21 protein-coding genes and 1 pseudogene are annotated in these 21,763 nt (G+C 58.1%); 8 read left to right on the top strand and 14 right to left on the bottom strand.

The window, feature by feature from the left end; all coding sequences use genetic code 11:
- Window positions 1-13: 13 nt before the first annotated feature.
- The 4 genes from CUJ86_RS09605 to CUJ86_RS09590 are packed head-to-tail and all read right to left on the bottom strand — an operon-like array spanning window position 14 to window position 6,926.
- The gene (locus CUJ86_RS09605) at window positions 14-1,624 is read right to left on the bottom strand and encodes an ATP-binding protein (RefSeq protein WP_130647339.1); all 1,611 of its coding nucleotides are present in this window, start codon (window positions 1,622-1,624) and stop codon (window positions 14-16) included.
- A complete protein-coding gene (locus CUJ86_RS09600; protein WP_130647338.1) occupies window positions 1,602-2,624 on the bottom strand; it encodes a DNA double-strand break repair nuclease NurA in 1,023 nt (340 codons plus the stop codon). The genes CUJ86_RS09605 and CUJ86_RS09600 overlap by 23 nt, the downstream gene beginning before the upstream one ends.
- The gene (locus tag CUJ86_RS09595) at window positions 2,621-5,791 is read right to left on the bottom strand and encodes an AAA family ATPase (RefSeq protein ID WP_130647337.1); all 3,171 of its coding nucleotides are present in this window, start codon (window positions 5,789-5,791) and stop codon (window positions 2,621-2,623) included. The genes CUJ86_RS09600 and CUJ86_RS09595 overlap by 4 nt, the downstream gene beginning before the upstream one ends.
- The gene (locus CUJ86_RS09590; protein WP_130647336.1) at window positions 5,778-6,926 is read right to left on the bottom strand and encodes a metallophosphoesterase family protein; all 1,149 of its coding nucleotides are present in this window, start codon (window positions 6,924-6,926) and stop codon (window positions 5,778-5,780) included. The genes CUJ86_RS09595 and CUJ86_RS09590 overlap by 14 nt, the downstream gene beginning before the upstream one ends.
- 118 nt (window positions 6,927-7,044) lie before the next feature.
- On the opposite strand from CUJ86_RS09590, the gene CUJ86_RS09585 reads away from it, so the two are divergent.
- Together CUJ86_RS09585 and pscS are read left to right on the top strand one after the other, a co-directional pair.
- The gene (locus CUJ86_RS09585) at window positions 7,045-7,227 is read left to right on the top strand and encodes a hypothetical protein (protein WP_130647335.1); all 183 of its coding nucleotides are present in this window, start codon (window positions 7,045-7,047) and stop codon (window positions 7,225-7,227) included.
- Window positions 7,224-8,411, top strand: a complete 1,188-nt coding sequence (pscS, locus tag CUJ86_RS09580) for an O-phospho-L-seryl-tRNA:Cys-tRNA synthase (protein ID WP_130647334.1) — start codon at window positions 7,224-7,226, stop codon at window positions 8,409-8,411. Before CUJ86_RS09585 ends, pscS begins: the two co-directional genes overlap by 4 nt.
- 6 nt (window positions 8,412-8,417) lie before the next feature.
- On the opposite strand, the gene thiI is transcribed toward pscS, so the two are convergent.
- The 3 genes from thiI to CUJ86_RS09565 are packed head-to-tail and all read right to left on the bottom strand — an operon-like array spanning window position 8,418 to window position 10,720.
- Complete coding sequence (gene thiI / locus CUJ86_RS09575; protein ID WP_235855635.1) at window positions 8,418-9,602, bottom strand: tRNA uracil 4-sulfurtransferase ThiI; 1,185 nt, start codon at window positions 9,600-9,602, stop codon at window positions 8,418-8,420.
- Window positions 9,599-10,330 carry an ATP-dependent sacrificial sulfur transferase LarE gene (gene larE / locus CUJ86_RS09570; protein ID WP_130647333.1) on the bottom strand — a complete coding sequence of 244 codons (732 nt, stop codon included), beginning with the start codon at window positions 10,328-10,330 and terminating at the stop codon, window positions 9,599-9,601. Before larE ends, thiI begins: the two co-directional genes overlap by 4 nt.
- 51 nt (window positions 10,331-10,381) lie before the next feature.
- Entirely contained in the window at window positions 10,382-10,720 is a 339-nt protein-coding gene (locus CUJ86_RS09565; protein ID WP_130647332.1) for a NifB/NifX family molybdenum-iron cluster-binding protein, read from the bottom strand.
- A 120-nt stretch (window positions 10,721-10,840) separates the two neighbouring features.
- On the opposite strand from CUJ86_RS09565, the gene CUJ86_RS09560 reads away from it, so the two are divergent.
- Window positions 10,841-11,467 (top strand): DUF2150 family protein, encoded by a 627-nt coding sequence (locus tag CUJ86_RS09560; RefSeq protein WP_328590968.1) that lies wholly within the window; start codon window positions 10,841-10,843, stop codon window positions 11,465-11,467.
- Window positions 11,464-11,916 carry a DUF5814 domain-containing protein gene (locus CUJ86_RS09555; RefSeq protein ID WP_130647330.1) on the top strand — a complete coding sequence of 151 codons (453 nt, stop codon included), beginning with the start codon at window positions 11,464-11,466 and terminating at the stop codon, window positions 11,914-11,916. The genes CUJ86_RS09560 and CUJ86_RS09555 overlap by 4 nt, the downstream gene beginning before the upstream one ends.
- A gap of 310 nt (window positions 11,917-12,226) precedes the next feature.
- Here CUJ86_RS09555 and CUJ86_RS12370 read toward each other — a convergent pair whose 3' ends face one another.
- The 5 genes and pseudogenes from CUJ86_RS12370 to CUJ86_RS09530 form a co-directional block, all read right to left on the bottom strand.
- Entirely contained in the window at window positions 12,227-12,496 is a 270-nt protein-coding gene (locus tag CUJ86_RS12370; RefSeq protein WP_394342419.1) for a nucleotidyltransferase domain-containing protein, read from the bottom strand.
- An 88-nt stretch (window positions 12,497-12,584) separates the two neighbouring features.
- Window positions 12,585-13,976 (bottom strand): ATP-binding protein, encoded by a 1,392-nt coding sequence (locus tag CUJ86_RS09545; RefSeq protein ID WP_207231405.1) that lies wholly within the window; start codon window positions 13,974-13,976, stop codon window positions 12,585-12,587.
- Window positions 13,977-14,045: 69 nt separating this feature from the next.
- On the bottom strand, window positions 14,046-15,107 hold the full coding sequence (gene wecB / locus CUJ86_RS09540; RefSeq protein ID WP_130647327.1) for a non-hydrolyzing UDP-N-acetylglucosamine 2-epimerase: 1,062 nt from the start codon (window positions 15,105-15,107) through the stop codon (window positions 14,046-14,048).
- Window positions 15,108-15,212: 105 nt separating this feature from the next.
- Window positions 15,213-15,467: pseudogene (locus CUJ86_RS09535) on the bottom strand (HepT-like ribonuclease domain-containing protein); the annotation flags it as partial.
- 91 nt (window positions 15,468-15,558) lie between these two features.
- Window positions 15,559-15,891, bottom strand: coding sequence for a nucleotidyltransferase family protein (locus CUJ86_RS09530; RefSeq protein ID WP_235855633.1), 333 nt, complete (start codon window positions 15,889-15,891; stop codon window positions 15,559-15,561).
- Window positions 15,892-16,052: 161 nt separating this feature from the next.
- Here CUJ86_RS09530 and CUJ86_RS09525 point away from each other — a divergent pair, with 161 nt between their 5' ends.
- From CUJ86_RS09525 to CUJ86_RS09510, 4 genes are all read left to right on the top strand, one after another.
- Window positions 16,053-16,466, top strand: coding sequence for a nucleotidyltransferase domain-containing protein (locus CUJ86_RS09525; protein ID WP_235855632.1), 414 nt, complete (start codon window positions 16,053-16,055; stop codon window positions 16,464-16,466).
- 48 nt (window positions 16,467-16,514) lie between these two features.
- Entirely contained in the window at window positions 16,515-16,739 is a 225-nt protein-coding gene (locus tag CUJ86_RS09520) for a type II toxin-antitoxin system HicA family toxin (protein WP_207231404.1), read from the top strand.
- A 50-nt stretch (window positions 16,740-16,789) separates the two neighbouring features.
- Complete coding sequence (locus CUJ86_RS09515) at window positions 16,790-18,370, top strand: IS1634 family transposase (protein ID WP_130647325.1); 1,581 nt, start codon at window positions 16,790-16,792, stop codon at window positions 18,368-18,370.
- A gap of 116 nt (window positions 18,371-18,486) precedes the next feature.
- Window positions 18,487-18,747 carry a type II toxin-antitoxin system HicB family antitoxin gene (locus CUJ86_RS09510; protein ID WP_130647324.1) on the top strand — a complete coding sequence of 87 codons (261 nt, stop codon included), beginning with the start codon at window positions 18,487-18,489 and terminating at the stop codon, window positions 18,745-18,747.
- A gap of 307 nt (window positions 18,748-19,054) precedes the next feature.
- Here the strand turns inward: CUJ86_RS09510 and CUJ86_RS09505 are convergent, their stop codons facing one another.
- Together CUJ86_RS09505 and CUJ86_RS09500 are read right to left on the bottom strand one after the other, a co-directional pair.
- Window positions 19,055-20,530, bottom strand: coding sequence for a flippase (locus CUJ86_RS09505; protein ID WP_235855631.1), 1,476 nt, complete (start codon window positions 20,528-20,530; stop codon window positions 19,055-19,057).
- 39 nt (window positions 20,531-20,569) lie between these two features.
- On the bottom strand, window positions 20,570-21,763 hold the full coding sequence (locus CUJ86_RS09500; RefSeq protein ID WP_130647323.1) for a glycosyltransferase: 1,194 nt from the start codon (window positions 21,761-21,763) through the stop codon (window positions 20,570-20,572).

Below are 21,763 nucleotides of genomic sequence, written 5' to 3'. Positions count from 1 at the left end.
AGGTGGGGATTTCTCACTCAAAGCCTCGTTTCAGCCCTTCGTCCATCGGAGATTTCGCCTCCCGGTTCAATCGCTCGATATAGTCATCGAAGAGGTGAATGCGGGTGCTCACCGGGAAGGGGATCCGCAGCGTGGAGATCACCGCCTCGCCGGTGTCAAGGGTCTGAATTTCGGTATCCATCCTGGAAAGATCCTGTTTTGCGCTGCTCCCGATGATGTCGCGGTCGCCCCTGTCGCCGAGTCCCATCACCACAAAGGTGTTGATCTGGGCGAGCACACGGGCGTCGATGTTCTTCGGCTGCTGGGTGATCACGCAGAGACCCACACCGAACTTTCGCCCCTCCATTGCCGCCTCCCTGAAGATCTGTGTCCGCCGCCCACCCGCACCGAGGACGCGCTGGGCCTCCTCGATGGCGATGAGCACCTGTGGGGGCTCTTCTTCCCGGTTCACCCCCCATTCACGGTGCCGCCCCAGGATGCCGCGGGTGATCACCGAGAGCACGAAGAGTTCGCTGCGCTCGCCCATCTTTGGTATATCGATGAGCACCACCCGGTTCTCGTCGAGGGCCCGCACGATCTCGCTCAGGGCAGATCCTGACGGCTTCAGGAAGGCGGCGTTCGTCCCGGTGAGGATCCGGACGTGCCGGGCGATCACCTTCAGGCTGCCCGGGTGGAAACCGCGCAGGCGTTCCGCGATTGCCCTCCCCCCCTCCTCCTCCGGGTAGGTGGCAGGTTTATCGGGATCAAAGGTGTCGAAGTCGACGTTGCTGAAGAAGTCGATAAGGGCCGATCCCCCCACGTCTTCAAGGATCTCGAGCACGTCGCGCTGGGCGTCGGAGTGGTCGAAGAGCAGGTTGAGGTCAGATGCCCGTACATCGTCGTATTCAAGCCTGAGCCGCGAGAAGGTGTAGGTCCTGATCTTTGCATCATCGATGGTGAAGACCGAAAGCCCGTCCCGTCCTGCAGTATTGTGGACCAGACCCTTTGTGGCCTCCATGGTGGATGAACGCCCTCCAGTGGCGTATTCGCCGTGCGGGTCGACGATGAGAAGACCGAATTTCTTCTCTTTCATGCAGGAGGCGCAGAAGACCTTCATGAAGTTGCTCTTGCCCATGCCGGTCGTTGCAAACACCCCCATATGCTGGGCCATCACCCGGGCATGGAGTCCCACCGGCACCCCCTCGAGCACGCCCTGCCCGGTCTTCATCACCCCGACTTCGATCTCCCCCATCATCTCTCGCAGAAATGCGAGATCCTCCGCGGTGGCGACCGACACCGCCGAGAACTTGGCCGGGATCGTCTTGGGTTTCCTGAAGGCGCTCTCGCCGTCAAGGTAGCCGAGGGGGACCGCCTCGACGCCGAGGAATACGTCCTCTCCGATGGTGTAGAACCGGTTTGTATAGGGCCGGGTGTCCCAGTTGGGATCAGAAAAATTGCAGTCGTGCACAAGGTCGGTGACCTTTGCAAAGAATGTCAGACCCTTTGCATCGTCACTGATCCGGACCAGATCGCCGATGCAGAGGAGTTCGTCATGGGGAACAATGAAGCGGTAGGCAAGGACGCTCCTGCCGATAAGCCGGTATTTTGCGCTGTCCCGGGTATCAATAGCGTGCAAATTCATCATGGTAATCACCAAAATATGAGGTATAGTCGGATTCCTGCATCCCCATCCCGGCCATCCGCCCCCTGAGTTCCTGCCTGACGGACTCGGTCTGATCGGCGGTGATGGCTGCGAGGCGGTGGGCATCGAAGAGGGGATAGGGATATCCCGTCACCCTGCCGTCGTCGGCATAGGCGGAGAGGGCGGAGAAGACGGCTGATACCTCCGTCGTCCCGCATCCCTCGGGCAGGTCCACTTTGAAGGCCCGCGGTGAGCAGCGGTGGAGGGATGCGACATAGACCGACTCGAAGTGCCACTCCCGGTGGTGGACGGCATCGAGGAGGTGGGGAGGGATCTCCAGGTACCAGGGGCCATGGATCCCGCTCTCCCGCGCCAGCGCCTCTGCCGACTGGACGATCGGGATGCCGTCCCCCCATGTCGAGGTGGCGGCCTTTGTCACCGCGGCGATATGCACGCCCTTCCTCCGTGCGTCCGTGAGGATCCGTTTCATCACCTGCCTGAGCGCCCCGTGGTTCACCCGCAGGGTGCCGTCGATGAGCAGCACGTCACCCTCCCCCAGGATCGCCGCCACGCGGGAGAGCGTCCAGTACTCGAGGGTGTCCCTGAGGACGGCGGCGGCGCGGGATCGGTCCTCATTTTCAAGAGGTTCGAGGGGGTCGTCACCAAAACACTCGAAATAGAGATCTTCATACCCTTCGTTCGTCTTCTCCGGGCCGATACGGACGAGCCGAAGGGGTGTCTCGCCGGCATGGACACGTGCTCCCAGATGGAAGGTGGTCTCGACCGCCCTCACGGCGGCGACGGAGAAACTCCCGCTCTCGAGCACCATGGCATTGCTTCCGTCGACAGCCGAGATATGCCCGGCAAATCCGGGGAGGCACGGCTGGAAGGATTCTGCATCAAACCCACCCTCTCGTGCAAACCGCTGTGCCAGGTCGGATGGGCGGATCCGTTCCATCCAGCTCATGATCGCCGAGAGATCAGACTGCTCGGGGGGGATCATTCGACGCACTCCACCCGGCTCTGTTGACCGGGGCCCGCCTCAACGCGGAGCGTTGTCTCGAACTCCTCCTGCACCTCGCCGATATGGGAGATCAGAAGTATCTGGGGGAAATGCGCCTCCTGTGTCCGCAGTGCTCGGATCAGGTTCGCCCTTCTTTCCTCGTCCTGACTCCCGAAGATCTCGTCGAAGATGAGGACGGTGGGGTCGCGGGCGCCCCGCACCTCGGAGAGGTAGCGGGAGAGGGCAATCCGCAGTGCAATGGCGATATCGTCCTGTTCTCCGCCGGAAAAACGGTCGGCAGGATAATCCGCGCCCATATCATTGATGAGGGGGGTGAAGTCGTCGTCGATGAGGACGGAATCGTAGCGCCCGTCGGTGATCTCGGAGAGCACGTCGCCGACCACTCCCTCCAGGTGCCCCCGCACCACGCCCAGGAGATAGGCGGCATACTCGGAGATCAGAGTGCGGGTGAGCTTGAGGCGCTCGCGTTCTGCACCGATCTCGGTCTTTTTGCTGTGGAGGGCTGCCGCACGCTCTATTTTTTCCTCATATCCTGTTTTCTTCTCCTGCCAGTGCGAGATGTCCCGCCGCCGTCCGGCGATCTCCTCCCGCAGGGCGGTGATCCTCCGGTCGGCGTCCTTTGCTTCTTCCCGCAGGGCGGAAAGTATGAGGGGATCAAAACCGAGTGCCGCCTGTCTCTTTTCACATTCGCAGAAACGCTCCGCGGCGGCGCTGAGTTCGGCACCGGCATGCGCCTGACGCTGTCGGAGCGAGGGCAAATGGCCAGTCGCAATCCTGAGCTCCTGATAGCGTTCGATACGGGAGCGGGAGGCTTCAGCAGCGCTCCTGAGCGCCTCAAACCGCTCCCTATCATATCCGAGTGCTTCAATCTCTGCAGAGAGCGCCTGAAGGTGTTTTTCAGTTTTGAGCAACTGTCCCGAGAGGGTGTTCCGTTCAGCCTCAAGTCCGGGCCGTTGGGCGCACCGTGCCTCCGCGGCCAGGAATTCCTTCACATCCACATCGAGGGCGTTCAATTCGTCCTCGAACCGTGCGATCTCGCCAGGATCGTATCGGATCGTCTCCTGCTCCCGGCGGGTGCGATCGATCTCCCAGATGGCGCCTTCTGCTGCGGTGTACAACCGTTCCCTTTCTGTTTCTTTCTGAGGGAGGGCGGCGCACTCGCCGGTGAGGCGTTCATACCGTATCTTCACCTCCCGGAGGGCGTCGCGCCGCTCCTGCACCGCACGGTGGTGCGCCGGATCATACTCGCGGCACCCCAGGTTTGCAAGCGCCTCTTCTGCAGAGAGAATGGTTGTCCGGCAGGACTGTATGTGTGTGCCCCTGGTCGTGGCCTCCGCCTCCATGGCGGCGATGCGGCGCTCCATCTCAGCAACTTCCCGGGCAGAGTCTTTGATTTCTGCGGTCCGTTTTCGGAGTTCTGCCTCTTCTGTTTTCCATCCGATGATGGCCGTATCCAGGTCCTTTATCGATGAGGCCAGTGCCGCCGCCTCTGTTTCTGAATCCTCAAGGAGGGTTGCGTGGTGGTCATGGAGGGGGCGGGTGCAGGTGGGGCAGGGTGAATCCGGTCCCAGCCTCCGGATCTCTTCCCTCCATTCGAGGAGTTCCTGCCGTTTTTTCTGGAGACCGGTCCGTTCCGATTCCGCCCGGATTATCTCCTCTGATACCCTGCGCACGGCGGACTCGGCCGTCTGGATCTCCTCCTCAGGATCGCCGCATTTTTTGATCGCCGTCCTGAGAGAATCGATACCGCTCCGGAGGCGGCCGCATTCCCGTTCCTCCTCTGCGATCGCAGACCTGAGGCGTTCGATCTCCTGTACATGGGTTCGGGCCCTCTCCAGTCGTTCCGCTTCTGCTGATACCGATTCGACGTCTGCACACTCGGCCTCAAGGGCTGTGCACTCCTCGAATTTTTCCCTGAGGTGTGTGATCTCTGCTTCGAGTGAGGCAATCGCCCGTTCGATCTCTGAAAAATGTGCCTCAGCGGTTGCGGTCCGGGCCTGTGCATCGCGGAAACGCTGCTCCTTTTTCCGCGCCTCTGCAAGGGCGACCGTCACCTCGTCTCGCCGTTCCACCGATGGCAGCAGGGCGGTGCACCGGGCTGTATCCCTGTCGATGTCCTGGAGGGCGGTATCGATCCTGGTGATTCTGGTGCGCAGACCGGAGGCCTCGGTATCGAGCACCTCCATATGGTCGCGGCAGCGCTCGTTTTTCCTGTGGCGCTCTTCGTAGTCAGAGTAATCAGTAATTGTCTGTCGATAGTCCGGTATTCGGCGCTCCAGATCCTCGCACTCGGCAACAAGGGCGGCACATCCGTCGATCTCTGCGGCAAGCCTCTGGCACTCATCCTGAAGATCGGAGATCTCCTTTTGTGCGGCCTTCGCCTGCTCTCCAAGCCGGAGATACTCGCGCTCTCGCCCCTCATGTGCGGCGATCTCGTCGGCGCGCCCTGCCTGTTGATCAGTCAGGCGGGTGCATTCCTCCTCCCTCTCGCACGTCGCCGCCGTCAGGGTCCGGATCGTCTCTGTCGCCCCCTCCAGCGCCCTGCCTGTTGCCTCCTCGTCGATCTCCGCCAGTCGCCCGCCGATCTGATCGAGGTCGCCTTCAAGCCGATCGCTCTCCTCCTTCAGGATGGCAAGACTCTCGTCCCTGATCCGGTCGATCCCGAGGACGCGCATGAACCATTCCTTCCGCCGCCCGGGCTGGGTGTCGAGGAGGGAGAGGAGATCCTTCTGTGCCGCAAACACCGTATGCCTGAAATCTGCCGGACTCATGCCCAGCAGCCGCCGTACCTCTGTCCCGACCGCCGAAACGCCGTCGGCTAGCTGCCGCCCGTCCATAAAGAGTTCGGCGTCGTGCTGGGTGGACGACACCGTCCGCCGGTAGGTGCGCCTGACGGTGTACTCGGTCCCCCCGACTGCAAAATCGAGTCTGACCTCGCACCGTTCCTTCGGACCGGCAAATGATGAGACGATATATGCCGAATTCGGTCCCCCCTGCAGCCCGAAGAGGGCGAAAAATACCGCCTCGATGATGGTGCTCTTCCCTGCCCCGTTGTTCCCGACGATGCCGGTGATCCCGTCGGCAAAACGGATCTCGGTCTGCCGGTAGCGCTTGAAGTTTTGGAGGACAAGCCTATTCAGAAGCATCGTCCGCCTCCGTCTGCCGCTGCATTGCCAGTGTCAGGGTCTCGAAACCTTTTTTCAGGGCATACTCCTCGATACCGGCGGGGAGATGTTTCTCCTGTACAAACCGCCTGAACTCCTCTGCAAAATCGATCCGGCGGAGGTCATCTCCCGCGAAACGGGTGCGCTCCTCCTCAACAGACTCGACCCGGATCCTGAGATCGAGGAGGGCACGGGTGGACTCTCTCATGCCGCTCCGTGCGATCTGTCGTTGCATCTCCCTGTTCAGCCCCTTCAGGGTGATCTGGGCCATCGCATGCTCTGCCGTGATCCCCTCCAGTCGCTTCGCGACGCTCTCTGCCGCCTCCATGGCGGACATCCCTTCGCAGGAGATGGTGCCAAGATTGAGCATCGGCGTCTTCGGGAGGGAGAGATGCTCCGCCCTTCCGCTGACGGTATCGACGACAAGACCGCCCTTCGTGTCATCGATCTCGCCGTAGGTGCAGTGCTCGATGGACCCGCTGTACCAGGCGTTGGGCGCCACCTGCACCTGCCCGTGGTAATGACCCAGGGCGATGTAGTCGAAGGCATCGGAGATCATCGCCGCATCGATCTCGTGCTCGGCAACGGTGTTGAGGCGGTGGTCCTTCAGCATGGAGGCAAGACCATGGGTGACGAGCACATTCTGGCTGGAGGGATCGATCCTGATGTCATCGAAGGCGTGCCGGTATCCGGCTGGATCGAGCATGTTCGGGATGAGGTGGAAGCGGGTGTCGCCGCACTCGACCATCTCATAGCGGTAGCGGTAGGCGGCGTGGACCTCGGCCCCATGGTATTCGAGGACCGCAAATGGGGACTGGGTATAGCGGGTCTTTGTCATCGAGTGGTTGCCGGCGATGAGGATGAGGGGGACGCCCGCATCCCTGATCAGGTCGAGGGCCGCAAGCACGGTCGTATAGGCGCGGGTCTTGGGCTTCACCATGTGGAAGAGGTCGCCGGCATGGACGATCGCGTCCGGGCGCTCCTCGAGGATCCGCCGGGTCGCCGCCAGAAAATTGTCGTACACCAGTCGTTCCCGGAGGTTCATCCCGCTCTCCGGGTCCAGTTTATTGAAGGCCGAGAGGCCAAGGTGCGTATCGGCGATATGGACACATTTCATTTAGTTACTCCTCATCTGGCCGATGGTATAAAGGAATGCTCCGTGCGTCCTGAAACTGAACGCCGGGGAAGCGTCACCACTATCTATTGAGGGGGCACAATATGAGGGTGGTGATTCTGTGACACAGCGGGCAGTGGAGGCGATCTTTCAGGCGCTCTTTCTTCTCACCGATCTGCGGGTCATGATGCGGGAAACGGCGCCATCTCATGAACTCGCAGAAGAGCGGCGGGCGAAGGCCGCAAAAACAATTGAAAAATTGAAGAAACAGATCGGAATTCTTGAACAGGAGGTGCTGCGATGAAGTGCACCGGGGGAATCGATCTCCGTGATGTCGAAGAGATGAACATCAACATCGATCCCATCCAGGCGGGCGGGCGCCTGACCGCTGATGCGATGAAGGCGGTCATCTCCTATGGGGACGGCTACTCGGTCTGCGACAACTGCGGAAAACCGTTCAGGCTGGATTATATAAACAAACCGCCCATCGCAGAGTTCCACGAGGACCTCGCCGCCTTTGTCGGCATGGACCAGGCGCGGGTGGTTCCGGGGGCGCGCCGGGGTTTCCAGGCGGTCGCCGGCACCTATGTGGGGAAGGGCGATCCGGTGATGCTCACCGCCCTCTCCCACTACACCGAGTTCATCGCCGTCGAGAATGCCGGCGGCATCCCGCACGAGATCCCGAAGGACGCTCAGAACATCATCCGGGCCGATGCGGCGGCCGAGCGGATCGAAGAGGTAACCCGCACCTTCGGGCGTCCTCCGGTGCTGCTCTTCATCGATCACGTCGACTACCAGTTCGGCAACATCCATGAGGTGCGGGAGATCGCGCGGGTCGCCCACGACTACGACGTGCCCGTGCTGCTCAACGGCGCCTATACGGTCGGGATCATGCCCGTGGACGGCAAGAGCCTTGGAGTGGATTTTGTTATCGGTTCCGGGCACAAGAGCATGGCCGCGCCCGCCCCCTCGGGTATGCTTGCCACAACGTCTGAGCGCGCCGAGGAGGTCTTCAGGACGACGCAGGTGAAGGGTGACCTCACCGGGCGGACCTTCGGGATCAAGGAGGTGGAAATGATGGGGTGCACCCTGATGGGCGTGACCCTCATGGGGATGATGGCCTCCTTCCCGCATGTGCAGGAACGGGTGAAACGCTGGGACGAGGAGATCGAAAAGAGCCGGATCGTCATCGATGCCCTCACGTCCATCGAGGGGACGGCGGTCCGCTCGGAGATGCCCCGCCGCCACACCCTCACCCGTGTGGACACGAGCCGTTCCTTTGACCGGGTTGCAGAGACCCATAAAAAGCGCGGCTTTTTCCTCTCCAGTGCCCTCAAGAAGAAGGGGATCGTCGGCGTGATCCCCGGGGCGACGAAGGTCTGGAAGTTCAACACCTACGGGATCACCCGTGCGCAGGCGGAGTATGTCGCCGCCGCCTATCTCGAGATCGCAGAGGAGAACGGGTTGTCCGTCTCACCTGCAGAATAAACTTTTTTAGTTGTCTGGATCGACTATCCGGCCATTTTTTGCCCTGATGCGCCGGAGCGAACCGAGCGCACCGTCGATGATCCCGTCCATATCGATGCGCCCCTCGCTCTCAAGGACGGCGTCGAGGTCTGCCTGTGTCGCCGGACGCCTCGGGACGGCGGCGCACGAGAGGTCCCCGGCGTTCTCATCGAAGGTGCCGATCCGCCGGGCGATCTCGATCGCCTCGTTCTTCTCGGAGGTGAGGAGGGGGCGGAGCACCGGCATGGTGGCGGCCGATTCGATCACCGCCATGTTCTGGAGGGTCTGGGAGGCGACCTGCCCCAGGTTGTCGCCGGTGACGATGGCGAGCGCCCCCTCCTGCCGGGCGACGGCCTCTGCCATCCTGAACATGAAACGCTTGCAGAGGAGGCAGCGGTAGCGGGGCACCGCGGCGGCGGTCATCGCATCGAAGAAGGGTTCCATATCCGCCACGATCAGGTCGAGGGGGTGGCCCGGACACCACGAGGAGAGGGTGGCATGATGGCGGATCACGGCATCCCGCACGTCCTTCCCCTGCCAGCGCCCGCCGTCCATGGTGAGATGGGTGATCCGGCAGCCCCGCCGCATCATCATCCATGTGGCAACCGGCGAATCGATGCCGGCCGAGAGGAGGGAGAGCACGCGGTCCTGTGTCCCGAAGGGCAGACCCCCGGGCGCGGGTATGCGCTCGTCGTAGATGAGCGCCCCGAAGGGCCGCGCCTCGACAAACACCTCATAGTCCGGATGGGTGAGGTCGACGGAGAGCCCCGGGATCGCCTCATAGATCACGCTCCCAACTTCGGCCCCGATCTGCTGGCTGGTATACCCCTCCACCCCCTCCCGGCGGGCGCGGACAGCGAAGGTCATACCGGCATGCAGGTGGCGGCGCGCCCGTTCGAGCGCTGCCTCCCCCATCTCGGGTATGGAGGTCCCGGTATGCGTGCAGACGGCGACATCGATCGCCCCGAAGGTTCTTGCCGCCGCCTGCGCGATTCTTTCGGGGTCCGGGCCATGCAACAGGATGCGGTCGCGGTGGACCTCGATTGTATGTTCGCATCCGGCCGCCGAAAGCGCATAGTCCAGGTTCTGTTCGAGTGTGCGCATATAGAAGCGTTTCACGGCCTCGCTCTTGAGAAAAAGTTCGCCGAACCGGACCACCGCCGTCCCCATCATTGTCCCTCCACCGTTGCATCCTCAAAACCGATTTCAATGATCCGTGGGATGAGTGCCTGCGCCGTCTCCTCATATCCTGCCGGCACCTCGATCCGTGCGAGTCCCCCCTCGGGGCGGACGCGGACCCTGCCCGGTATCGCCTCACGGAGCACTGCCTCCGCACGGTCGATCCGCCGGAGGATGGCGGGCGTCACCGTCGTACCGAACGGCAGGCGGGTGACAAGGCAGGAGGAGGAGGGGCGGACTGGCATCGACCATTCGCGGGCGAGTGCACAGATCTCCGCCTTCCCGATCCCGCACCGTGCAAACGGGCTGATCACCCCGAGGTCGTGGAGGGCCCGCACACCGGGGCGATCCGCCGGATCGTCGTCGGCATGGGTGCCGTCGGCAACGGCGGCACACCCATTACGGTGCGCATGCTCCACGATCGCCTCCATCATCCGTCGTTTACAGACATAGCACCGCTCCGGTGCATTGGTCCTGACCGCTTCCTCTGCGAGCATATCGATCGGGATAATGGTGTGTTCGACGCCGAGCGCCTCTGCCGTTCTCGCCGCCGCCTCCATCTCACCTGCAGGAGCGAGTCCCGTGTCCACACTGACGGCGGCCACCTCTATCCCGCTTTTCACTGCTGCCGCCAGCAGGACGGCGCTGTCCGTTCCGCCTGAGAGGGCAACGACGATTCGGCCGTGCTCACGGAGAAGACGCTGCAGGCATTCCCGGCGCATGCCGTTGTATATGGCGCTCCGATCTGATGAAGATTGGGACGGGATCGCCGTTCATGTCCCCTGAACGGCGGTGTGGTAGCGTTCCACCGCCTCGCGGACCGTCACCCTCGGCATATACACGATCACGATCCCCTCCTCCCCGAAGATCTCCTCGGCATGCGGGCCGAAGTGACCGGCGACGACGGCGTCGACCCCTTCCAGGATCACCTGATCGGCGGCGGCGATGCCGGCACCCTGTGCGATCCGCCGCCCATCGTTATCAACCACCCGGACACTTCTTATCTCCGTCCCCTCGGCCTCGACGATGGTGAAGGTATCGCCCCGTCCGAAATCGGTGGCTACAACCGCATCCGGGCCCCCCTCGCCGTCGGTAGAAACTGCAAACTTCATGTGCACCTGTTTTGCCCGATCAGATAAAGCGCTTGCGCAGGGAATACCTTGAAATAACCCTGAACCGCGCCGTTCCTGTATAGAAAATTCTTTAATTCGGGGTATTCCACCACTATGGTAATGGCGAAAAAAAGCGCGAAAGAGCAGGAGCCGATGAAGTTATTCTATATATTTTACAGCGATGAACGCTGGAATAACTGGCTCTCAACCCTCAGGGAGGCGGACTTCGAGGGCGATGCCGATGCGGAGGAGATGCCCGAGGGGTTCAGGATGCTCCAGAGTTTTGTTGAGGACATCACCATCTCGGTGCTGAAGATCGTCAAACTCTACCAGAACGAGCGGTTTTCAAAGGATGAGGCGATCGAGAAGATCGGGGTTGTCGAGGGCATCGTGATGGCCGACCTCCCCGAAGACGACGACCTCTGCGGCATCGTCGGCGGGATGCAGCTCTCACTCCTGCCCCTCTTCGCCTCGTGCCGCGCCTTCCTCCAGGAAGAGTATGAGGGTGATGCCAAGGCGCTGGTGAAGGACGGGCGAAAGATCGCCGAGGAGAACCCGGAGGAGGCGCTGATGATGGCGGCGAAGATCGGCGCCCAGATCATCGACGGCGGGAAGTTCAGCGCCACCTGGCTGAAGACGAAGGACGAACCGACGATCTTCGATGAGTGGCTTGCCGAGATCGAGACGATGTCAGAGGCGGTCAAGTCCCTCAAGAAGTTCGACGAAGAACCCGGTGACGCATCGTGATCGCAGATAAGGCCCGGTTCCGCGCATCACGCAAGGTTGAACGTGCGATTGGAGTCCGCCTCCCGGACCGGGTCTTCAATACCGCTTTTCTGGAGGCTGTTGCACCGGCGATGGGTCACCGCTCCCTCGATGCCCATCTGCGCGAGCACCTCCTCAATATCCACCGGGATTTTCTGGTGTGCGCCTGCAAGGACAGCCCGAACTGCGGGTGTCCAGAACGGAAGTTTGCCGTCACCATCCTTGAATATCGCGAGACCGGACTCGATCACCGGCAGATCGCCGAGGCGATGCTGGAGGAGTACGGGATCGATCTCTTCCCTGCCGACATCCTCTCGTTTCTCGAGGACTCGGTCCATGTGCTCGAGGTGATACGGGAGGTGGCCCGGATCGAGGGGCGGGAGGATCTGGTGAAGGAGACGGACCGGCATATTCGAGATGTGGAGCGATGAAGTCAGCGGAGTGCCGCGTTCACCTGCTGAATACAATATGATATATGTGGCAGGTGTCCCGAGGCCTGCCTCAATCACTATCTCCCGAGGTCGATCACATGGCTGAGCAGGGAGAAGAGGACCAATTGAGACGGCATAATCGGTTTTTGGATCATCTGCCGTTCTGGTGCAGGTCGGTGCAATAGACTCTGATATCCGCAAGGATAACCGCGATCCGCTCACGGTCGTACACTGCACTCCCCCATCATCCGCTCACAACAGCGCCTGAGTATGCGGGAATAATCGAGATATCTGCTGATGGTCCGCCCCTTCAGCCTCTGCAATTGCATCTCATCACGGCAGAAAAGCACCTTTCCGCCCCTGAACACACGGTACATTGCTGAGTGGCAGGTCCCGGAAGGGAGAGATCATATCCCGGTGCACTGTTGCTGAGGAGTTCCTCTTTTTCATCTCTCCGGAGGGGGTGGGATGCGAAGATGCAAAGATCGATGTCGGAAAACGGCCTCCGGTGTCCGGTTGCGGTCGAGCCGAAGAGCATGACGGCAAGGACTGCCGGGTGCTCTGTAAGCGGCCCGACCATATGGGGCCATGCCTCCGCTTCTGTTTCCCTCTCTTTCTTCATCACTCTCAGTTGAGATGGGGATCATGTGCAGATATCCCTTCTGCGTTCATTCTCTCACCGGGCAGATCCCGAGGTCGGCAAGGTCCCACGCAGAGAAGTCCTCCTCCCTCAGCGACTCCTTTCCCTGGATCGTGCGGGCGACAATCCCCAGCTCCACCGGCCCTGAGAGTCCCTTTACCCGCGGGATCTTCTTTTCGAGGGCGGAGAGGATGCCCAGCGCCTCTGAGAAGGTCAGGTTTCGGTTCTTGATCTCCACCGCAAGGTCTCTCTGAGGGCCCAGGGCCAGGAAGTCGATCTCGTCTCCGCGCCTGTTCCACCAGGCACCGGCCTGTTCATACTGTGTTTCTGTCTCCCGCACCAGGAGGGCCCGCACCATCTCTTCGAAGGCCCGGCCCGTAAAGTCCTTCCATTCAGAGAGGATCCGGTCCTTCAGGAGTTCATAACGCCCTCCCTCGTACAGGCTCATGTTCCGGTAGATATAGCGGGCATAGAACCGGAAGAAGTTGTCAGAAAAGATGTAATGCCCCATTTTCGACCGGTGCCTATCCTCGGTGACCGGGACGCGATACTCGAGGATCCCGAGGAGGTCGACAAGTTCCCGCAGGTACGGCGGGAGGGAGGTCGGTGCACGACCGGTGAAATCGGCGATCTCCTTCTGGGCCATCTTTCCCTCTGCGATGGCAGCGAGAATCTCGTAATAGGTTGCATGCTCGCGCCCGAACTCCTCGATCATGACCTCGCTCATCTCACGCCTGAGGGGGGCGAGGTCGTTGAGGACGAGGCGGTCAAGAGCGCTGGACAGATCGGTACAGCCGTACTTCTCCAGGAAGGTGTAGTAGTAGATCGTCCCGCCAAAGAGGAGATAGAGTTCGAGCTGCGCCGCCGGCTCCTCCACCCCGAGGTCTTTGAGAATGGCGAGACAGTCTCGCGGCTCGAAGGGGCGGAGCGTGAGGATATTGTCGGCCCGCCTGAAGAGGGGTGCATCGCCGTCAAGGAAGATCTTTCTGATCATACCGACCGACGAACCCGAGACGATGAGAAAGAGGTTTGACTCCCGGCCTTTGAGATCCCAGAACCGCTGCATCTGCGAGATGAACGAGGGGTGGACCTTCTGGAAGCGCTGGAACTCGTCGAAGACGACAACCAGGGGGCGTTCGTAGGAGAAGAGAAATTCGAGAAAGGCTTCAGGGGTATCGGTCCTGATGTAGCCGGGCAGGTCGAGGGTTTTTGTCATCAGTTGTCCGAATTCCTCGATCAGGGCTTCGATGCTTTTGTTTGCATCTACATAGAAATAGAGGGCCGTTTTGTCCCTGCAGAACTCCCTGATCAGTTCGGTCTTCCCGATTCGCCGTCTTCCGGTGACGACCAGGAAAGAGGGTGCAGCGGTATAGAGGCGTTCCATCAGCCCGAGTTCTGCCGTCCTGCCGTAGAAGCGCATAGTGATTATGGATATAATTATTATGGATATAATCATTATCCTCGGCGGGGTCACCCGGTGTCTATCCCATCACTCTGTCTTCTCCCCGATGATCACTGCGATCGCCCTCGCCGCCTCCCCCTTCCCGAAGACGTCCGACCGCTCCCTCTTGGGCGAGAATGTCCTGGCGGCCCGCACTATTGCCTCATGATCGCTCCCCACGAGCATGTTCCAGCTGTCCTGCACGGTCTCGACCCACTCGGTCGTCTCCCGGAGGGTGATGCACGGGACGCCGAGGACATAGGCCTCCTTCTGGACACCGCCGGAGTCGGTGAGGATCTGGTGTGCACTGCTTTCCAGGGCGAGCATCTCCAGGTAGCCGACCGGGGGGATGAGTCGGATCCTCCTGTTTGCCTCTTCGTAGAGGCCTGTATTTTTGAGCATCTTCTCGGTCCGCGGGTGGCAGGGGAGGACGACGTCGCCGAGGTCGCCGAGTGCCCCCATGATGGCGGCGAGTTTTGCCGGATCATCGGTGTTCTCGGCCCGGTGGACGGTGGCGAGGCGGTACTGGCCTCTCTCAAGCCCGAGTTCGGCGAGGATCGGAGAGGTCTTTGCCACCTCCGCATGCCCGAGGAGGGCGTCGACCATCACGTCGCCGGTGAGGTGGACGCCCCTCGTGATCCCCTCCTTTCGCAGGTTCTCCATCGCGGTCTCTGTCGGGCAGAGGAGGAGGTCTGAGCAGTGGTCGGTGAGCACCCGGTTCACCTCCTCTGGCATTCGGCGGTCGAAGCTCCGCAGGCCGGCCTCGACATGGGCGACGGGCACATGGACCTTTGCCGCCGCCAGGGCGCCTGCGAGGGTGGAGTTTGTGTCGCCGTAGACAAGGAGGAGGTCCGGCTTTTCCTCCAGGATCAGATCCTCGATCCCGGCGAGCATCTCTCCGGTCTGATGTGCGTGGGTGGCAGAACCGATGCCGAGGTTGTAATCCGGTTTCGGGATCCCGAGTTCCTCGAAGAAGAGGTCTGACATCTCCCTATCATAGTGCTGGCCGGTGTGGACGAGGACCTCCTCGTGCTCTTTTCTGAGTTCCCTGGAGACGGGTGCGCACTTGATGAATTGCGGGCGGGCCCCGACGACGGTGAGGATCTTCATGTTGAGGATGTTGGGAAGGGGGAGGAGATGAGGGTTTGCGATGGGGGGAGGCGGAGGGTCATCTGGATGACAGAAATCCGGGAAGGCATCTGTATCTCCGGCGTATCACTCATTCTCCGGAGGCTTAAGAGTGAGACGCATCTTCTCGATCTGATCTCTCAGTTCAGGGAGTTGCCTGGTGATGATGAACCAGACCGTCTCAGGGTCGACACCGAAGTAATGGTGAATGACCACATTCCTGAGGCCGACAATTTTTCTCCAGGGGATCTGGGCATACTGCTCCCTGAGCGTGTCGGGGATATTGCTGCAGGCCTCGCCGATCACCTCAAGGTTCCTGACCACGGCATCGAAGGTCTTTCGATCGCCGGCGAATTACTCCTGGGAGAGACCGCTGATATAGTCCTCAATGGCGCCGATGCCCTCCAGAATATCGTCAAGAAAGAAGGTGATTTCACGCCTGGACATAGACGACGTCCCGGAAAATGGATCTCATCAGATTTCTGCGCCGGCTGACCCCTCCTTTCAGGACCAGATCGACCTTAAGACCAAGAAGATGTTCCAGGTCGTCCCGCAGGTCCACGACATCCCATCCGATAGGATCTGCAAGATCGACCAGGATATCCACATCGCTCCCTTCGACCTGCTCGTTTCTGGAATAGGACCCGAAGACGCCGATCTCTCTGACGCCATATTTTCTCTGTAGATCGGGCTTTGCCTGCCTGAGAATCTCAAGGATCCGCCGTACCTTCCAGGTCTCAGGGATCGTCTCGACCGTTCCGGCCATGCACTCCATTCAGTCCCTGGAATATTAACGATTCCGGTTGTGCCTGGGACTGTTCTACAGTTTTTTCGAACCGCTCTGGAGAGAATAGCCCATTTTCGCCGTCGGCCGGCAGCCGCGAAGGTATATGAAGGCAGAAGAGAGATGTGGGATGAGGAGGTGCGATGATGCCGTCTGAGGAGGGTGTTCTGTCCATACAGGAGCGAGACTGGATCCTCTCGCGGCTCTCCGCGATCGAGGGGTTCGACCGCGTTAGATTCATCATCCTCTACGGTTCCTATGCAGAGGGGCGGGCGATGGCCGACTCGGATGTCGACCTCTGCATCTACTATAATTCTCCACCGGAGGATTCGTCGGCATTCAGGTTCCGTGCGCTATCCGAACTCTACAGCGACCGCTACGACGTCCAAATTTTTGAGCAACTACCCCTGTACATCAGGATGGACGTCCTGAAAGGGCGTGTGCTCTACTGCCCTGATGAGCGCTTCCTTTATGACATTGCCCTGGAGACGATCCGGGAGTTTGACGACTTCAAACACCGGTTGTATGATTATATCGGCGAGAGGGTGATGAGTTGACCGCGTTCCTCAGGAGGGCCGCAATACGGATCCTACTCTGGGAGATGGATGAGCGTGTTGCGCTGGTCCTTGATTGGCATGAAACTGAAAAAGGCATATGAACTGTTGAAGGGCAATCCGAAAAATATCCGTTATGAGGATCTTTGTCAGGCAGCAGAAGCCTTTGGTTTTCGCCTGAGGGGAGGGAAGGGCAGTCACCGTGTGTATACTCGAGAAGGGGTGAGAGAGATCCCTGAGTTCCCGTTTTTTAAGCACAGCATAATTGCATTTTAACTCACGAATTCAGCATTCCCCAAACCAATCGCAAGGTATTAATATTCATAATGCGCTTATCCAATAAGCACACGAAACCCCTCGTCCGGATCAAACGTATCAAAGGGAAGGAATACTGGTACGAAGACACCCCCTACTACGACCCCGAAACAAAGCAGATCCGGCACAAATCCCGATATCTCGGAAAAAACATCGACGGAAAACCCGTCAAAGTACGGACAGAAACCCTCAGTACATCCATCGCCTCCGTTCCCACAAACGCCTATTCTCACGGCCCGTTTCTGCCTCTCCTGGCAATCATCGAGGATCTTCACCTGGACGATTACCTCTCACCATTGACAAGCGAGCTCGAAACAAACGTCATTTTAGCGCTCTCCATGAACCGGGTCGTGCGGCCGATGGCCATGCACCTGGTCGCTTCGTGGTACGAAGATACCTCCCTCTTCCTGACCAATCCCGATCTTCCCCTTTCCAGCCAGCGGATCAGCGAACTTCTCTTTGAGATCGGTGAAAGCGGCGTCCCCGACGCATTCATGACGTCTCTCCTGAGGAGTATCGGTACCGACTCAACCCTGATCTACGACATCACCAGCCTGTCCAGTTACTCCCAGCTCATCCCACTCCTCGAACACGGCTATAATCGGGACGGCCTCGATCTGCCGCAGATCAACTTCTCGCTCATCTTCGACACCGAGCATGCGATTCCGGTCATGTACGATATCTATCCCGCCAGCATCGTCGATGTCGTCACGCTGAAGAACACCGTCCACAGGCTCAGTGCGCATGGCATCCATAATTATACCCTGGTCCTCGATCGAGGGTTTTTCAGCCAGGGAAACCTGGAGGAACTCCTTCAGGAAGAGATATCCTTTGTTATCCCGGCACCGCTCACCCTCAAACAGGTGAAGGAAGTGCTGACAGAAGCGCAACGGGATCTGGAAAGCCCGCAGTACCTGCAGATGTACCAGCAGGATCCGATCTTCGTAAAACCCGTTACCCTGACGATTCAGGACATTCCTGTCTCTGGATTCTGCTATTACGATCTGAAACGGGAGCAGACGGAACGCAACCTGTTCTACATCCGCCTGCATGACCTCAAAGCGAAACTTGAATCAAGTCGGATCCCTGGGTGGCGCAGACCGGAGGAAGTATTCAAGGAGCGGGCAGGAAAGATGGCGAACTACTTTTCATGGCAGGTGGTTGAAAACCGGTTCCAGGTTGAGATCCGGAAGAATGCGGTCTCGCAGAGGGTGAACAGGATGGGAAAACAGATCATCCTCGCCCACAGTTCGCTCGACTGGCAGGAGTGCCTCACGGTGTACCGGGAGCGCGACGCGGTGGAAAAGGCCTTCCGAACGTTGAAACAGGATATTCAGGTGATGCCCCTCAACGCGAAAAATGAGTCTTCGATGAAGGGATTTCTGTTCGTGACCTTCATCAGCCTGATCCTGAGGATGCGGTTGCTGAAATGGATGACGGAGACGGGGCTGATGGAGGACTATACGCTTGAGGGGATGCTGCTGGAACTGGCCAAGATCAAGAAGATCAAGCTCGCCAATGGCGAGATTATGGTGACGGAGATCTCGCGGAGGCAGAGGATGATCCTTAAGAAGTTGGGGCTATGCGCTTAACTGTCGGGAAGTCAGGGAGATCCTGAATTTTCAGGATGTGGATGGGAGAGCAAAACCCTATCAGGTCAGGCAACTTCTTAAGATCGTTGAGAACTATAAATTGACGGAGGATGACGATGCCATATAAATACGCAATCGAGATCTTCTACAGCGATGAGGACGAGGGATTTATCGCCGTCGTCCCTGAGCTTCCCGGGTGTTCCGCATTCGGTGCGACCGAAGAGGAGGCGCTGGAGGAGGTGAAGGTCGCCATCGAGCTCTGGATGACGGTCGCCCGGCAGGAAGGAAGAGATATCCCCGAGCCCTCGGGTCGGGAGCGGTTGAGAGATCTTCTTATGGATAAAAGCGCTCCCTGCGAGCCGCGTGAAACGGCCTGAATATTTTTGTTTTTTATCCTATGTTTGCCACCCCACTCAAATTTCTCAGATTGTGGCGGAATAGAATTTGACAGTTCCAAGTCTCTGGAAAAAGATCTCCCGAAATCTCCTCATTCTGGCCTTAAAATTCAGACAGAAATGGCATTCTGATCGTAATGCGTGCATTTTACCTACAAATTTAACTCAACTGTCAAATTCAATTCTGGCTATTTTGGATATTTTTAGGGATGAAGCACCTCCAGACACCAAATGGCAAACTTGAGTTTTATTTAATTGCAATAATTTTTTGAGATCTGTTCTTGGGTAGTCACAGCCACCGCGGCCAGGGTGCCCCGAGCTGCACTACAAGGGCCCTGATCTCGTCGTGGAGCCCGGTGTCGGCCTTCAGCAGCACGAAGCCATAGACGATCCCCCCGAGAGCGACGGCACCCAGGACCAAGAAGATGTTCGAGAGGGGAATGGCGAGGCGGTATGCGAGGACGACGAGGGCCATCGCCCCCGCGGCAAGGAGGATGTGGAGAACGGGCCCGCGTTCGATCTGCACCGGGATCTGTCGTGCGAGATAGTGGCGGGCGATCGCCACGTTGACAAGCATCGTGATCAGCGTGGCGACCGCCGCCCCGACGATCCCGAGGATGGGGATGAGGGCGAGGTCGAGGAGGATGTTCACGACCGCCGCCGTGCCGGTGGCGTAGAAGGACTCTCTGGGGCGGTCGATGGCGTTGAGGCACATCGTCTGGAGGTACATGAAGACGTTGACGATCTGCACCAGCAGGAGGATGGCGAGGGCCGGGGCGCCCGCGGCAAAGCCTGCGCCGTAGAAGAAGTAAAGGAGGCGGTCGCCCAGGATCCAGCCGCCGACGGCGACCGGGACGGCGAGGAGGAGGGAGTAGGTGACGGCGCGGGCGAGTGAAAGGTTGATGCGCTCGAGGGAGTTGTCGGCGTGCCAGCGGCTGATCTTTGGGTAGAGGGTGGTCCGGAGAGCAGTGGTCGTGAAGGTGGCGGCAGCGGTGAACTGGAAGGCGATGCGGTAAACGCCGACGTCTGCGGTGGACATGAAGTAGCCGAGGAGGATTGTGTCGGCGTACGAGAAAACAAGGGCGCCGCTGGTAGAAAGAAAGATCCAGATAGAGAAGGTGAAGAGTTTTTTGAGGTGTGCGACGGTGAATCTGGCTAGATCGAGGTGAATATAACGGAGACAGAAGAACCCCCCGACGATCATGCCCGAGATGAATCCCCCTACCAGTCCGGCGGTACTGTAGCCGAGGTAAACAGCGAGGATCTGGAGGAGGACTTTAAAGATATTATTAAAAAGATTGGAGGTCTGGCTCACACCGACCATTCCTTCGCCGTAGGTGCCGTTCACTGAAACACCATAGAAGATACCTGCTACGAGAGCGAAGAGGAGCCATGGGACCATGCTGGTGGTCCCTTCTCTACTGAGGTAGTCGGAGAGAGCAATAACCACTACTACCGAGACAGCGAGGAGGGCGACCCTGAGGAATATAAAGGCAGTAAAGTAGGCGTTTCTCTCGTTTCCCTCTGATATCCGTTTGACTGCCGCCCCACCAAAGCCACCATCACCGATTAAACTGAAAATGCCATAGTAGGCGAGGAAGAGTGCGTACACACCGTACATTGACGACCCCAAGATATGGGCGAAATACATCGTTGCAACGAAGCCAACAGCGGTGAGCCCGAGAGTGGAGGTGAGACTGATGAAACTCTGCCTTCGAATAGGATCGATATCCATGAGGCGGGTGAAACGGTAGGCAGGGAGCACAGGGATCTTTTTGGAAAGAATAGGGTTAAACCTTATCTTCTATTTTACATAACCTTCAGTATCTAAGATTTTGGAATATACATCCATTATTTCCTTTGCAATTTTTTCCCATGTAAATTGCTCTGCATAATGGAGGATTATTTCTTGATCCCACTGTTTATCCAGTGCCTTCAAGATTTTATCTGCTAGATCTCTCGGGTTTGCAGGCTCGACAAGGAAACCATACTCATCCGCTATGAGTATCTCCTCGCTCCCCCCGTTTTTGGTTGCTACTATAGGCTTTCCACAAGCCAAAGCTTCAATTTGAACAATTCCGAAACTTTCTGAGAGGCTTGGTAATACAAATAGATCGCAGGCGTTCATCCAGAGTCCAATTTCGTCATGGGGTCTTCCACTGGGCATCATAATGTAAGAAGAGAGGTTTGTATGGGTAACATAATCTTCAATATCTTTTTTTAATTTTCCTGTTCCAATAAAAATGACAATAAAATCTTTTCTAACACGCAACAATTCTTTGGTAGCATTGACTAGATGGACATGTCCTTTTACCGGATCGTAAAAATTACCTACATATAGCAATATTTTTTTGTCCAGTGGTAAGCCCAAAAGTTTTCTGCAATTTTTCAGATCCCTTGGATAAAACTTATATTGGGTATATCCATTTGGAATATATGATATTTTGTGTTTGGGAATTCCAACCCCTTCAATTTGTGCAATATCGGATGATTTTACTCTAATTATATGATCGGCATCTTCCCATGTTTTGATCCATACAGCATCATTATTTTTTATTGCCTGGTTCATTGAATTCGAAGTATGTTCTGTAATAACAACCGGGACATGGAATTTATTTTTAAGTCTTACTGCTATGCTTCCGCAATACCATGTATAATGTGCATGAATCAGATCAAAATGAATTTTTTTTGATCTGATCACCTTCAATAACTGTTTCGACTCGATGTTGAGCCAGAAACCTCGCAAAATATGGGGCAGATATGGAATTGGGAAATTATATGAATCCATGTAATACACGTTCACATTTTCAAAAGAATAGTTTGAAAAATTATTTTGGTCGAAATATTTCGAGAAAATTGAATTGCGTGAAATAACGTAAATATTGTCAAAATATTTTTTAATTTCTTGGATCTGTTCTTTTACAAATATCCCCCCCGTTGATCGGTTTTCACTATCTGGAAAGGCGGAGGTTAGTACCAAGAGGTTTTTTCCGTCCAT

The sequence above is a fragment of the Methanofollis fontis genome (assembly GCF_004297185.1).
GTDB lineage: Archaea > Halobacteriota > Methanomicrobia > Methanomicrobiales > Methanofollaceae > Methanofollis > Methanofollis fontis.
Note: the sequence above shows the minus strand (reverse complement) of the source record. Positions and strands in the feature narration are given on the sequence as shown.

Excerpts from the sequence above, each read along its gene's own strand:
- CUJ86_RS09515 (WP_130647325.1), top strand. The coding sequence starts at position 16,790 with ATGCGCTTATCCAATAAGCACACGAAACCCCTCGTCCGGATCAAACGT.
- CUJ86_RS09605 (WP_130647339.1), bottom strand. The coding sequence starts at position 1,624 with ATGATGAATTTGCACGCTATTGATACCCGGGACAGCGCAAAATACCGG.
- wecB (WP_130647327.1), bottom strand. The coding sequence starts at position 15,107 with ATGAAGATCCTCACCGTCGTCGGGGCCCGCCCGCAATTCATCAAGTGC.
- CUJ86_RS09530 (WP_235855633.1), bottom strand. The coding sequence starts at position 15,891 with ATGGCCGGAACGGTCGAGACGATCCCTGAGACCTGGAAGGTACGGCGG.
- CUJ86_RS09595 (WP_130647337.1), bottom strand. The coding sequence starts at position 5,791 with ATGCTTCTGAATAGGCTTGTCCTCCAAAACTTCAAGCGCTACCGGCAG.
- CUJ86_RS09520 (WP_207231404.1), top strand. The coding sequence starts at position 16,515 with ATGAGCGTGTTGCGCTGGTCCTTGATTGGCATGAAACTGAAAAAGGCA.
- CUJ86_RS09600 (WP_130647338.1), bottom strand. The coding sequence starts at position 2,624 with ATGATCCCCCCCGAGCAGTCTGATCTCTCGGCGATCATGAGCTGGATG.
- thiI (WP_235855635.1), bottom strand. The coding sequence starts at position 9,602 with ATGATGGGGACGGCGGTGGTCCGGTTCGGCGAACTTTTTCTCAAGAGC.
- CUJ86_RS09510 (WP_130647324.1), top strand. The coding sequence starts at position 18,487 with ATGCCATATAAATACGCAATCGAGATCTTCTACAGCGATGAGGACGAG.
- CUJ86_RS09545 (WP_207231405.1), bottom strand. The coding sequence starts at position 13,976 with ATGCGCTTCTACGGCAGGACGGCAGAACTCGGGCTGATGGAACGCCTC.
- larE (WP_130647333.1), bottom strand. The coding sequence starts at position 10,330 with ATGCGCCGGGAATGCCTGCAGCGTCTTCTCCGTGAGCACGGCCGAATC.
- CUJ86_RS09560 (WP_328590968.1), top strand. The coding sequence starts at position 10,841 with ATGGCGAAAAAAAGCGCGAAAGAGCAGGAGCCGATGAAGTTATTCTAT.
- CUJ86_RS09565 (WP_130647332.1), bottom strand. The coding sequence starts at position 10,720 with ATGAAGTTTGCAGTTTCTACCGACGGCGAGGGGGGCCCGGATGCGGTT.
- CUJ86_RS09590 (WP_130647336.1), bottom strand. The coding sequence starts at position 6,926 with ATGAAATGTGTCCATATCGCCGATACGCACCTTGGCCTCTCGGCCTTC.
- pscS (WP_130647334.1), top strand. The coding sequence starts at position 7,224 with ATGAAGTGCACCGGGGGAATCGATCTCCGTGATGTCGAAGAGATGAAC.
- CUJ86_RS09500 (WP_130647323.1), bottom strand. The coding sequence starts at position 21,763 with ATGGACGGAAAAAACCTCTTGGTACTAACCTCCGCCTTTCCAGATAGT.
- CUJ86_RS12370 (WP_394342419.1), bottom strand. The coding sequence starts at position 12,496 with ATGGTCGGGCCGCTTACAGAGCACCCGGCAGTCCTTGCCGTCATGCTC.
- CUJ86_RS09525 (WP_235855632.1), top strand. The coding sequence starts at position 16,053 with ATGATGCCGTCTGAGGAGGGTGTTCTGTCCATACAGGAGCGAGACTGG.